This window comes from Ornithinibacillus xuwenensis (genome assembly GCF_039614845.1).
In the GTDB taxonomy this organism is placed as follows: Bacteria; Bacillota; Bacilli; order Bacillales; family Amphibacillaceae; genus Ornithinibacillus; species Ornithinibacillus xuwenensis.
The window spans coordinates 179,878-192,710 of sequence record NZ_JBDIML010000006.1; the positions used below are offsets into that span (position 1 = coordinate 179,878).

The 12,833-nt window shown below is 36.0% G+C and carries 14 protein-coding genes and 1 riboswitch; all 14 genes read left to right on the forward strand.

All coding sequences use genetic code 11. The annotated features are described in order from the left end of the window. The first annotated feature begins 33 nt into the window (after nucleotides 1-33). Complete coding sequence (locus ABC228_RS16065) at nucleotides 34-1,725, forward strand: methyl-accepting chemotaxis protein (protein WP_345826193.1); 1,692 nt, start codon at nucleotides 34-36, stop codon at nucleotides 1,723-1,725. Nucleotides 1,726-1,868: 143 nt separating this feature from the next. Then, a riboswitch (cyclic di-GMP riboswitch) is annotated at nucleotides 1,869-1,952 on the forward strand. A 145-nt stretch (nucleotides 1,953-2,097) separates the two neighbouring features. Continuing rightward, the gene (locus tag ABC228_RS16070; protein ID WP_345826194.1) at nucleotides 2,098-2,733 is read left to right on the forward strand and encodes a response regulator transcription factor; all 636 of its coding nucleotides are present in this window, start codon (nucleotides 2,098-2,100) and stop codon (nucleotides 2,731-2,733) included. Between the two features lie 170 nt (nucleotides 2,734-2,903). Beyond that, nucleotides 2,904-3,407: a ferritin family protein gene (locus ABC228_RS16075; protein WP_345826195.1), complete on the forward strand. Its 504-nt coding sequence runs from the start codon at nucleotides 2,904-2,906 to the stop codon at nucleotides 3,405-3,407. 281 nt (nucleotides 3,408-3,688) lie between these two features. After that, nucleotides 3,689-4,891 (forward strand): CynX/NimT family MFS transporter, encoded by a 1,203-nt coding sequence (locus ABC228_RS16080; RefSeq protein WP_345826196.1) that lies wholly within the window; start codon nucleotides 3,689-3,691, stop codon nucleotides 4,889-4,891. A gap of 16 nt (nucleotides 4,892-4,907) precedes the next feature. After that, entirely contained in the window at nucleotides 4,908-5,627 is a 720-nt protein-coding gene (gene pxpB, locus ABC228_RS16085) for a 5-oxoprolinase subunit PxpB (protein ID WP_345826197.1), read from the forward strand. Between the two features lie 17 nt (nucleotides 5,628-5,644). Then, nucleotides 5,645-6,418: a LamB/YcsF family protein gene (locus tag ABC228_RS16090; RefSeq protein ID WP_345826198.1), complete on the forward strand. Its 774-nt coding sequence runs from the start codon at nucleotides 5,645-5,647 to the stop codon at nucleotides 6,416-6,418. A gap of 7 nt (nucleotides 6,419-6,425) precedes the next feature. Continuing rightward, the gene (locus ABC228_RS16095) at nucleotides 6,426-7,370 is read left to right on the forward strand and encodes a 5-oxoprolinase subunit C family protein (protein WP_345826199.1); all 945 of its coding nucleotides are present in this window, start codon (nucleotides 6,426-6,428) and stop codon (nucleotides 7,368-7,370) included. A 13-nt stretch (nucleotides 7,371-7,383) separates the two neighbouring features. Then, nucleotides 7,384-7,980, forward strand: a complete 597-nt coding sequence (locus ABC228_RS16100; protein WP_345826200.1) for a pyroglutamyl-peptidase I — start codon at nucleotides 7,384-7,386, stop codon at nucleotides 7,978-7,980. A 142-nt stretch (nucleotides 7,981-8,122) separates the two neighbouring features. Then, nucleotides 8,123-9,310 (forward strand): MDR family MFS transporter, encoded by a 1,188-nt coding sequence (locus tag ABC228_RS16105; protein ID WP_345826201.1) that lies wholly within the window; start codon nucleotides 8,123-8,125, stop codon nucleotides 9,308-9,310. Nucleotides 9,311-9,322: 12 nt separating this feature from the next. Continuing rightward, nucleotides 9,323-10,072 (forward strand): Cof-type HAD-IIB family hydrolase, encoded by a 750-nt coding sequence (locus tag ABC228_RS16110; protein WP_345826202.1) that lies wholly within the window; start codon nucleotides 9,323-9,325, stop codon nucleotides 10,070-10,072. Between the two features lie 148 nt (nucleotides 10,073-10,220). Next, nucleotides 10,221-10,403, forward strand: a complete 183-nt coding sequence (locus tag ABC228_RS16115) for a cold-shock protein (RefSeq protein ID WP_345826203.1) — start codon at nucleotides 10,221-10,223, stop codon at nucleotides 10,401-10,403. Nucleotides 10,404-10,586: 183 nt separating this feature from the next. After that, the gene (locus ABC228_RS16120; protein WP_345826204.1) at nucleotides 10,587-11,636 is read left to right on the forward strand and encodes a hypothetical protein; all 1,050 of its coding nucleotides are present in this window, start codon (nucleotides 10,587-10,589) and stop codon (nucleotides 11,634-11,636) included. A gap of 161 nt (nucleotides 11,637-11,797) precedes the next feature. Next, nucleotides 11,798-12,235 (forward strand): IDEAL domain-containing protein, encoded by a 438-nt coding sequence (locus ABC228_RS16125; RefSeq protein ID WP_345826205.1) that lies wholly within the window; start codon nucleotides 11,798-11,800, stop codon nucleotides 12,233-12,235. A gap of 149 nt (nucleotides 12,236-12,384) precedes the next feature. Further along, complete coding sequence (locus ABC228_RS16130; RefSeq protein ID WP_345826206.1) at nucleotides 12,385-12,819, forward strand: IDEAL domain-containing protein; 435 nt, start codon at nucleotides 12,385-12,387, stop codon at nucleotides 12,817-12,819. The last annotated feature ends 14 nt before the right edge of the window (nucleotides 12,820-12,833 follow it).

Sequence of the window (12,833 nt, forward strand, 5' to 3'; positions counted from 1 at the left end):
AATGAATACAAACAACATGGGAGTGTGAAAAAAATGAAAAAAAATAAATTAAATAGTGTTCGAGCAAAAATAATGATGGGCTTCTCATTAGTATTGGTATTTGTTATTTTGCTAGGAGCTTATAATTTTTATGAGGTAAACAATATTAATAAAGATACAGAGGAAATTGCTAGTGAACAGATGCCATTACTTATTGCAGATGAGAAAATGGCGTATAACATGGTCAATCGTAATGGTTTAGTACGTGCTTATCTGTTATATGAGGATGAAAAATACCGAAAACTCTTTGAAGAGGGTATTGAAGAAAGTATCCAGCTAGAGAATGATGTTCTAGCAATTAGTGATTCAGATGAAATAAAAGCACTTATAGAGAAGAAAATTCAATGGGGCGAATCAGTTAACGAAGTTCTCGCTGCCTATGATAGTGGAAATAAAGAAGAAGCATTACGAATTATGGAAACAAAGGTATCACCGCTTGTAACGGAATTAGTAGAAGGTTTTGAAACAGCAGCAAGAGAGCGAGAAAGCGTTATTTATGATAAAACAGATGCTGCGATAAAGAGTAGTAAAACAATTGGTATTGCTAGTGCAGTTGTAACTTTATTAGTTGTATTAATTGGAATTCTTGTTTCGATTTACACGGCTAGACTAATTGCAAAACCAATCACTACGGTTATGAATCGCATGAAATCAGTAGCGTCTGGAGAGTTAAACCATGAGCCGTTACAATCGAAATCGAATGATGAAATTGGTCAGCTTGTCCAAGCAACGAATGAAATGAATGCTAATATGCGTGATATCATTCAGAAAATAAATGAGGTTTCCGAAACGGTTACAAGTCAAAGTAAAGGGCTAACACAATCAGCAAATGAAGTGAAAGTTGGCGCAGAACAAATTGCTACGACGATGGAAGAACTAGCAACAGGTACAGAAACACAAGCAAATAGTGCAAGTGATTTATCAGCTGGGATGAGTTCATTTACAACAGAAGTTCAAGAAGCAAATGAAAATGGTGCACAAATTGACCATTATTCAAAAGATGTACTTTCACTTACGAATGAAGGTTCTGACTTGATGAAATCCTCTACATTACAAATGCAACGTATTGATGAGATTGTGCAGGATGCTGTGAAAAAAGTAGAAGGCTTAGATGCACATTCACAAAAAATATCAAACTTAGTACTAGTAATAAAGGACATTGCAGAGCAAACAAACTTACTAGCTTTAAATGCGGCGATTGAGGCAGCAAGAGCTGGGGAACATGGTAAAGGCTTTGCGGTTGTTGCAGATGAGGTAAGAAAGCTTGCAGAGCAAGTATCTGTATCGGTTACAGATATCACTGGAATTGTCGAGAACATTCAACATGAATCTAGTACAGTGTCACAGTCGCTACAAAATGGTTATCGAGAGGTTGAACAAGGAACAACTACGATTGATACGACTGGGCAAACCTTTGCCAAAATTACGGACGCTGTTACAAATATGGTCGCTAGTATTTCAACAGTTACAACGAACTTATCGAATATGGCTACGAATAGCCAGGAGATGAGCAGTAACATAGAAGAAATTGCAGCAATTTCTGAGGAATCTGCTGCTGGTGTTGAACAAACATCTGCATCTGCACAACAGGTAAGTGGTTCCATGGAGGAAATCGCTGGGAACTCTGAGCAATTGTCCAGACTTGCTGAAGAGTTAAATGCATTAATCGGTAAATTTAAAATATAATTGTAAAAAAAAGAAACTCTACTTGGTAGGGTTTCTTTTTTTTTACATCTACCATAAATTACATGAGCATATTTTTTGAAATTTTTGTTGCTATTTGTGTAGAATTTAGTTTACTATAGTCTTTGTGATTAAAATTGTATCTAGATAGAAAAAGGCAAACTATTTGAAAGAATAGGACGCAAAGCTAAGGGTCTAAGGTCCATGACTATGATCGCCTGGTTGCCAACATGGATGTAACTATCATGTATTTTCTTTGGCTATTTTTAATTTCTTGGAATAGCTTTTATTATTGCAACTGATTCATATTGGCAAATGTATTAATCCTACCATTTAGTAATAGGGTAAACGTGATAATGATGGGAGAAGAGGCTATTGGGTGAGATTACAATAATCAAAGAAAAAGACTTAGTAAGAGATATCATAATTGAAAAATTAGAAGAAAAGCTTCCAGAATATGGATGGAAAGCAATCGATTCAACTGAGTATAATAATCTTGATTATTCATTAAGTCAGAGTGATTTAGTCATTATTGATCTAAGTACAAAAATAAATATCACTATTGTGATAGAGAATTTAATTAGTCACAATATTCGAGTTGCTGTTTGGACTTCAGATATAGACACGAATTTACTTTGCGAGTTATTCCGTTATGGTCTTCATGGCTATTTTTTCAATGGCATGGAATTAAGTGAACTAGTCTTTGCTACCAAAACGATGCTAAATGACCAGCAATATATTCATCCAAAACTATCTGCAGTTCTATTAAATGATTACGTAAAGGTGACTCGTAAGCAACCAGTTCGACCAAAAGGAATTTTAACGGAGCAAGAATGGAAGGTCTTAGAGGAGCTTGGTAAGGGATTAAATAATGGGAGTATTGCCGAGCAGTTATTTATTTCAACTAGAACGGTGAATAACCACGTAAGCTCAATTCTAAAAAAATTACATGTATCCGACAGGACGAATGCAGTAATTGTCGCAATTAAAAACAATTGGATAACAATCTAGAGAAAATGATGGGCTATTTATTTGTCCATCATTTTTTTGTTTATTCGACAAAAAAAGATTATTTCCGAGGAAATATTCAAAATCTCATCTTCCTATTTGATTGGGATAATAACCCATTCTGTTCTCATGCATATAGTGAATACTGAGAATAGATAAAAGGAGAGGAAGCGATGTATTATTATACTTATCCTTATTGGCCGCAGCTACAATATACAACTAGTTACGCTCCCACTAATGTGGAAAGAAGCATTGATTTAAATCGGGCTATGGGTATTCAAGAAAAGGTTCTCGATGCATTAATCGAAGGGATGGAAGGTGAAAGTGAAGCAATTGATTTTTATACAAGATTGTCAGCAATGGCACCAAATAATGAAGCGAAAGAAGCAGTTATCCATGCTCTAGAAGATGAGAAAAGACACTTAGACTCCTTTATGAACCTTTATAAGAGGTTAGCTGGAAATAATCCATCCTATAAAAAACGACGCAAACGTTTTTCGACCTTTAAAGAAGGAATTAAATTAGCGTATCAGGATGAACTTGAGGCGTACGAGAAATATCGGGATGATTATCTGTTAACAAGTGATGCAAGCGTACGTGATGTGTTTTTCCTAGCAATGACAGATGAAATAGAGCATGCAACTCGATTTGCCTTTGTCTATCAAAATTTAGTATAAATAGTTGTAGATTTCCTACAAGAGATTAGTGGGAAATCTTTTTTATTAACTAGTTGCTATTAATTACTACGAGGGAAAAATGAACCAATGAGTAAAATAAGATACGACATACTTATAACCCCTTCTAAGTTAACATATATTTTTGTATTTTCGTTTCATCTAACATAATGGGTGAATATAGAGTTTACCCCAGTTCATCCTAAGAACAATTGCATCACTTTTCACTCTATATGTTCAATATGCTATATTAAAAGAAGTAATTAGCGGAAGGAGAAACAGCTTTGGATATTCAGCAACATAGCCAAACAGATAGTCAGCTTTATCGATTTTTAGTAATAGCAGGTATTATTATCGTTTCATTTAATTTACGACCTGCGATCACTTCTGTAGGACCACTTATTAGTACGATTCGCGATGATGTTGGGTTATCAAATTGGAGTGCTGGTTTGCTGACAAGCTTACCATTAATTGCTTTTGCGATCATGTCTCCGATAGCTGCAAGGTTAGGCAATCGCTACAGCAATGAGCGCGCTATCCTATGGGGACTAATATTCTTATTAATAGGAATTGGAGTTCGTTCAGTATCCATCATGTTTTGGTTATTTACAGGTACCCTATTAATAGGAATTGGTATTGCAATTTGTAATGTTTTGTTACCGGGTGTTGTAAAGGATAAATTTCCACTAAAAGTTGGTTTGATGACAAGTGTTTACTCAACTGCAATGGGGATATTTGCTGCAGCTGCTTCAGGTGTTAGTGTTCCTTTGGCTGATGGGATGAATCTGGGCTGGCAATTTGCGCTACTTGTATGGGGATTGCCCGCAGTTATTGGTATTATGATATGGTTTTATCTTTCTTCCAAGCAGAAAATTCAACAGCAACAAACAACGGATAATATGGTTGGAGCAAACCATAACATATGGCACTCCCCTCTAGCTTGGCAGGTTGCTGCCTATATGGGACTGCAGTCTTTCTTGTTTTATGTGACAATATCTTGGCTACCTGAAATCCTACATCATTCAGGTGTTAGTATGGAAACAGCTGGTTGGATGTTATCATTTACTCAATTTATAGGTCTTCCAGCTAGTTTTTTAGTACCGGTATTAGCAGAAAAGTTTTCCTCGCAACGCATAATTGTTTTTATAATGGGTATTATATCCGTTTTGGGATACGGTGGATTGCTAGTGGCTAATTCCTATATAGCGTTGATAATTAGTATTATATTCATTGGGTTATCGCTAAGTGGGACATTTGCTTTAGCGTTGGCGCTACTAGGGCTACGTGCTAGAGATGCCAAAAGGGCTGCAGAATTATCAGGGATGGCACAAGCCTTAGGCTATGTATTAGCGGCTATCGGACCAATGTTTATTGGTTTCTTGTATGATGTGACACATGTTTGGACAGTTCCATTAACTACATTAATGATTATTTCTGTACTAGTTGTAATCTTTGGGTTAGGAGCTGGTCGCAACAGCTATGTTTGAGTAGGGGGAAATACAATTGAGGATTCAACAAAATGGGGATCAGGCGATAATTGTTTTCTTTTCTGGTGACGTATCACTTCCGTTAAATAGACAAATACAAAGCTTTTGTAATTTGATTGAGGAAGCATCTATATCCGGAATTGTAGAGTGGGTGCCTGCCTATAAGTCTGTTACAATATACTATAATCCTGGTGAGATTTTGTATCACGAATTGAGAGATGCTGTATACGAACTAGGAAATGAACCTAAAAATATAGAGATTCATCCTAATCGGGTTGTTCATGTACCGGTGCTGTATGGAGGAGAGGAAGGCCCCGATTTAGAAAGGCTTGCCAAACATGCAAATCTAGAGAAAAATGACGTCATTACACTACATAAAGAACCACTTTATTTCGTTAATATGCTTGGGTTTCTGCCAGGATTTCCATATTTAAGTGGACTAAACCCAAAATTAGTCATTCCACGACTGAAAAATCCGCGTGGAAGGATACCAGCTGGATCGATTGGTATTGCACATGAGCAAACAGGTATCTATCCAACTGAATCACCAGGTGGTTGGAATATTATAGGACGGACACCATTAACGTTATTCGCACCATTGAAACAGGTGGATGTTTTTTTATTTCAACCAGGCGATTCAGTGAAGTTCTATGAAATTACCAAGCAAGAATTTCATGATATAGAATTACAGCTAGAAAAGGAAGAATTCCAGGTTCGAGTAGACTATCTTAAATAGTGGGGAGTGGTCTGATAATGACGGAGAAGCGGATAGATCTTAATTGTGACATGGGTGAAAGCTATGGAGTTTATACATTTGGTGGGGATCAGGAGCTAATGAATCATATTACCTCAGCAAATATTGCTTGTGGTGCACATGCTGGTGATCCGAATGTGATGCATCAAACCGTTGCTCTTGCAAAGAAAAATGGGGTTTCTATAGGTGCTCATCCAGGTTTTCCGGATATAGTGGGATTTGGTAGACGAAAGATAGAAATGTCACCAGAGGAAATTTATCGTTGGACAATCTTCCAAATTGGAAGTCTACAAGCGTTTTGCAAAGCTCATCATGTAGCATTACATCATGTAAAGCCTCATGGAGCATTATATCATGTAGCAGCTCGTAATAAGGAAGCTGCAAAGGCAATTGCTCAGGCAGTGTATGATGTAGATAATTCTTTAATTCTTTATGGTTTAGCTGGTAGTGAACTTCTTACAGAAGGGCGAAAACACGGGTTAACCGTTGCTTCGGAGGTATTTGCAGATCGGACCTATCAGAAAGATGGGACGTTAACACCACGTACGGAGCAAAATGCCCTCATTCATGATCCACACAAAGCAATAGAACAAGTCAAGCGTATGATCGTTCACGGAAAGGTAGAAGCTGTTGACGGTTCTCAGCTAACTATTGAAGCAGATACAATTTGTATTCATGGGGATAATCCACAAGCAATTTCTTTTGCAGAACGATTACAAAAAGAATTGATTAAACTAGGAATAGACGTAATGGCAATAGGGGAAAGGTGTTGAACTCCTAGTGAAGACGAGAGAAATCTTCCGGGTAATTAAACCAGGACTACTAACAACGATTCAAGATATGGGACGAATTGGTTATCAGCGATATGGTGTACCGGTGTCTGGAGCAATGGATACCTATGCTTTTCAATTGGCTAATATTCTGGTTGGAAATCCTAGGGGAGAGGCATGTCTCGAAGTTACCCTAACCGGTCCAGAATTAGAAGCAAAAACTTCTATAACTATTGCTATAACCGGTGCTAATATTGAACCAATGGTAAATGGTAAAAGGAAGCCCATGTGGACTTCCTTTCGGATGAAAACTGGAGATAGACTAAGGTTTGGAAAATATCAAGCTGGAGTATTTGCTTATATAGCTATAGCGGGCGGTTTTAGTTCTCCTTCATTTTTCGATAGTCGTTCTACAGATATTCAAAGTGGACTTGGAAAAGCATTAGAAGCTAATGCACATCTTAGAGGTAATCCGATGGAAGGAAAGCACGGGATTTCAATGAATAACTATTTGATTCCCACCTATCAAAAGAAAGCAGAGGTTGCTGTTATTGAAGGACCACACACAGAATCCATCCCAAGTGCATATCGTAGCATGTTTTTTGAAAAGGAATTTACCTTACAAGCCAATTCAAATCGAATGGGATATCGTTTACAGGCTGAGGATTTGTCTCTAGAAGAGATAGATAGTATTTGGTCGGATGCAGTGCCGTTTGGAGGAGTTCAAATATTACCAAATGGACAACCAATAATCTTGATGGCTGATCGGCAAACGACGGGAGGTTATCCAAGAATTGGAACCATTATAGCAACCGATATACCAAAGGTTGCACAGCTTGTCCCTAGTAGTAAGATTTCATTTTATCCAGTTTCTATTGAGGAAGCACAATCTCGTTATAATAGAAGAGAAATGCTTTTAACCAACTTATCAACATTCCGTAACAATATTAAATAGAAGAGGTGCCAATATGAGAAAATTATTATTAACAGGATTTGAACCATTTTTAGAGTTTCCAATTAATCCAACATCTGACATTGTAACGATGTTAAATGGGGAACTAATTCAGGATTATCAAATTATAGGTGAAGTATTAACAGTAGACTTTCATAAATCTGGTAGTCAGCTTGTCGAATTAATTGAAAAGCATAACCCAGATGCAGTGATTTCACTGGGACTTGCTGGAGGAAGAAATTGCATAACACCTGAAAGAATTGCGATTAATTGTAATGATGGTCCAGTTGATAATAAAGGTCATAAACCAAATGGTGAGGCTATTTTCGAGGATGGACCAGACGGATATTTTTCTAAGCTTCCAATCTATGAAATTGTAGAAAAACTAAAGGATGCTGGTTATCCTGCTAAGATATCGAATACTGCGGGAGCATATTTATGTAATAATGTAATGTATCATGGTTTACATTACTTTAAAGAAAATGGACTTGATCGACCATCCGGGTTTATTCATATACCAGCTTCACATGCACTAGCAGTTAAGAAAAATATGCCAAGCTGGTCACAGGCTGATTTGTTAGAAGCCATAAAAATAGCAATTTCTTGTTTGTAATCATAAAGTTATTTAGAGTCAACTATACACTTGGCATAGTTAGAAAAAACTTCAACACTATTTATTTCATCTCCATTGCTTTAACTTCATGAATGTATTAAAATTGTCTGGTTGATGAAAATAGGAATGCGAGATGATAACGATGCCGAGGTATATTTGGCTTTTAGTAATAGCTACTACCATTAGTGTAACTGGTGGTTCTTTTTTATGGCCACTAAATACGATTTACATGCATAATGAATTAGGTAAAAGCTTAGCGTTTGCTGGTTTTATACTAATGTTTAATCAGGGTGCTAGTATTGCAGGTAATCTGATAGGAGGTATCCTGTTTGATCGTTTTAGTGCTTATAAGACGATGTTGCTTGGTACGGTTCTCTCAATGAGTGCTTCATTAATCCTTTCGTTTAACCACGATATTGTTTCGTATTCAATCATGTTAGTTCTAATTGGTTTTGGCTCAGGGATTACATGGCCAGTAATGTTTGCAATGGCTGGTTCGGTCTGGCCTGAAGGTGGACGACGTGCTTTTAATGCGATTTATGTAGCCCAGAATTTAGGTGTTGCTTTAGGGGCGACGATTGGTGGATTTGTAGCAAGTATTTCATTTGATTATATTTTTATTGCAAATGCATCATTGTTTGCTGTCTTTTTTATCATTGTACTCATTGCATTTCGAGGCATGGATGAAGAAAAAAACCGAAATATGCATACCTCTGTTATTGAACAAAGTGGAAAAATACAGGATAAATCAGCTTTTATAGCATTAATCATATTAAGTGCAGGATTCTTGGTGACATGGTTTGCCTACAGTCAGTGGCAATCTACAATCGCATCGTATACCCAGGATATAGGAGTGCCTCTAGAACAATATAGCTCACTATGGGCAATTAATGGATTTTTAATTGTATTAGGTCAGCCATTGTTACGACTGTTTACAAAAAGAGTTACGACTACCAAGAGTCATATATATATCGGAATGACAATTTTCATATTCTCTTATGTAATTGCAATGTATGCAGAAGCATTTACCATGTTTGCAGTAGCAATGGTTATTTTAACAATAGGTGAAATGCTTGTATGGCCAGCAATTCCAACACTTGCAAATGCGTTAGCGCCTCATGGTCGTGCCGGTTTTTATCAAGGGTTTGTTAATAGTGTCGCGGCTGCAGGTAGAATGCTAGGACCATTTTTGGGTGGAGTTGTAGTAGATTTGTATAATATTAAGCTACTATTCTTTCTATTAATTGCTTTATTGTTTATCCCATTTATCACAACGAAACTTTTTGATCGAGGAATTCAAAAAGACGAGGTATCTAAACAACAAATATAAAGGAGTTTTTTGATGTCTGAAATCAAATTAATCGCACTGGATATGGATGGTACATTGTTAACGAAGGAGCATCAGGTATCGGATCGTACGAAGGAAGCGATAGCCAAAGCACTTGCAAAAGGAGTTCATGTTGTACTGAGTACAGGTAGGTCGTTAAGCACCTGTTATCCATATGCACAGGAATTAAATCTAGCTTCCTATTTGGTGACTTGTAATGGTGGCGAGATTTGGACGATGGAAAAGGAATTACTGGAGCAGCACTTATTGGATACTGAAATTGTTGAAAAGATCTGGCATCTTGGTCTGGAGCTTGGAGTTGAGATGTGGATGATATCAACTGAAGGATTTCTTCGTGGAGAGCGACCTGATAATTTTTATGATTATGACTGGTTGAAATTTGGCTGTGACTCAGAAGATACTGATAAATTAGCTAGATTAGTTAAAGAGCTTTCCTACTTTGCTGAATTAGAAATTACAAATTCACTCCCCACTAATATTGAAATTAATCCGAAGGGTGTTAGTAAAGCGAAAGCATTGGAGCGTGTTTGTCAGAAACTAGACATTACGATGGACAATGTCATGTCTGTAGGTGATAGCTTGAATGATATAAAAATGATTCAAGAGGCTGGTATTGGTGTTGCAATGGGAAATGCACAGGAAGCAATTAAAAAAGTGGCCAACCATATTACAGATACGAACGATGAAGATGGAGTTGCAAAAGCAATTGAACATTTTGTCATAGAGTCTAATCGAAACGGGTAGTAATATCATTACTTCTCAAGTTACAGGATAACTACCGGAAATGAAAATCCGATTAAATATGTTTCACTTCAGATGTAAATCGATGGTCCCTTTCTTTGTGTGTTAAAAAAGAGTATAATAAAGATACAACAATGAAAGGGGTGCTGTCATGTCTTTTTCAAGAGGACCAAAAGAGCCAGTCCCGGAAGTTGAAACAAATATTTGGGTATGCTCAAGTGGTGATTGTAAAGGCTGGATGAGAGAATCTTTTAGTTTTGAACAGGAGCCGGAATGCCCATTGTGTAAATCTGTCATGACACAAGAAGTTCGTGTACTGCCAGAAGTGAAGTAAAGCTTAATAAAACTATAATTCACCGTATATAAGCAAAACATATGGTGCCTGATATGATGGAACACTCCCATTTATATGGGAGTGTTTAATTATAGCTGAAAAAACTATTCGAATATTCACCAAGTTTTCTGCCTATACATAATGTAACATAGAGTAAATTCCATTAAAAAAGGATGTGTCATTTTGCCAAGCAAAATTGGTTATTACGTCAGTGGAAATACGGCAGAAGGCTTTGTAAATTTTTTACCAACAAATACCACCAACTTTTTTCATCATATTATTTTAAAACATCCATCACATACCCTCAAATCAGCCATTATCCAAGAAATTATACATGAGTACGAACCTACAAATGATATCGAAGTCTTATACAGTTCAATTGGTAAGGAATTTTTAGATGGTGTCATTATTAGAGATAAGAAAGTAGCTATTATTGATGAAAGAATCGCTACAGCGGCCTTAAACGGTGCATTTGAAATAAATTTATCCTTATTTACAAAAGATGAAATTCTAAGCTTTGAATCAACAGATGCTATTACAAACATAGAAAATTATACACAACAAGCCTATGAAGATTTTTGGAAGGGGTTAAAAGTGCATGATGATCTGGAGGAAATCTATATAAAGGAAATGGACTTTGATCGTGCTAATGAAATGGCAGATGAATATATTCAAAAGGTACTAAAAGATACTCCGAATGGAAAGCAAGACCCAGCAGTTTTTCACCGGTTCTTTGGAACGAATACCAAAGATGGTGTCGTAAATGTAGTTCCAACGCTATTAAACGGTTTAACCTCGAAGTATTTCATTAAGGGACGTGCGGGAACTGGAAAATCTACCTTTATGAAAAAAATTATGGCTGCTTGTAATGAGCACGGATATGATGTAGAGCTATATCACTGTAGCTTTGATCCAAATAGTATCGACATGGTTTTAGTTCGGGATCTAGATTTTTGTGTTTTCGATAGTACCGATCCACATGAGTACTTCCCTGAAAAGCCTGGTGAAGAAATAATCGATATGTATAAAGAAGCAGTGACTTCCGGTACTGATGAGAAATACGCAACAGATATTAAACGGTTAAATTTAGACTACAAATCCTTTATGAAAAAGGGCGTGCAGCAACTACAGTTAGCAGGAGAAGCGCTGATTGCTTTAGAACAGCAGGTTCTAATTGATCCAAAGGAAGTGGAAAAAATAAAATCATTTATTCTGAATAAAATTATTGAGTGAACAGTTGTTTCTACTGCCTATTACAGGACTATCTGCTTATAGCAGGACGTTTTTACTGATTTTTAATTGTAGGTGAACTTTCACTTGTGTTTCATTTCAAGATAATGTAAAATTAATTAACTGAATATTATGAGATTAATATACATTGGGAGGTGGACTGTGTGATATCTGTAAAGATGCTAAAGCCATACTATATAAAAGCTGATGATCATTATGTAAGAATAATATTAGCGTATCAATATTTTTCTGTAATCATTAATAAAAGAGTCTATCAATTTATTCCAATAGAAGGCAAAGAAATTCGCATCAACCGCAGAACACGTAAGGTCGAAAATGTTGGAAGTCGTTTTGCTTTCCAAAAAGGTAAAGATATCGTTTATATGACGATGACCGAATTAATTTCACTTCCCGATTTCCTAACGCAATTACACAATATTGTAAAACCGTATTATGAAGGCTATGAAGAAGTTGATCAACATCAGTTTGAAAATAAACTGGTTATAGAAGAATTAGAAAAATTAAATATTAAACGTCTAATCGATCAAGCATTAGATGAAAAAAACGAAGAAAAATTTCGTGAACTAGTGAGGTTGTTATGAATCAAAAGGAGTATGCTTAAATACCTAATGGTATAAAAAGTATGCTCCTTTTGATTTGTTTTTTATAAAAATATGTTTTGTACACAGAAGTAAAGGGTAACCAATAATAACTATCTTAGTTTCTAAATTGAACACTGGGGGGAGAAGCAATGGTAACGGTAAAACTACTAAAGCCCTATTGTATAAAAACAGATTTAGATTATATTCATGTATTTTTGGAGCAAGAACATTTTACTATTTCAATTGAGAATGAAACATACCATTTTGTACCAACGAAAGCAAAGGAATTTGTTATAAATCGTAGGACGAAAAAAATTGAAAATTTAGATGCAATTTTTGCATTTAGAAAGGATAATAAAATCTTTTCTTTATCCATGAATGAATTAATTGGACTTCCAGATTTTTTGATTAAATTATACTTCATTGCAAAACCACATCTTGCTAACGATAAGGCAAAAGCGATGGATGATAAAATTGATATTATTATGGATGAGTTAGAGCAACAGAATGTAAAGCGCTTAATTGATAAAGCATTGGATGAACGAAATGAAGAAGCTTTTTATGACTTGATTGCACTATTATAAATTTGAAAAGGCGA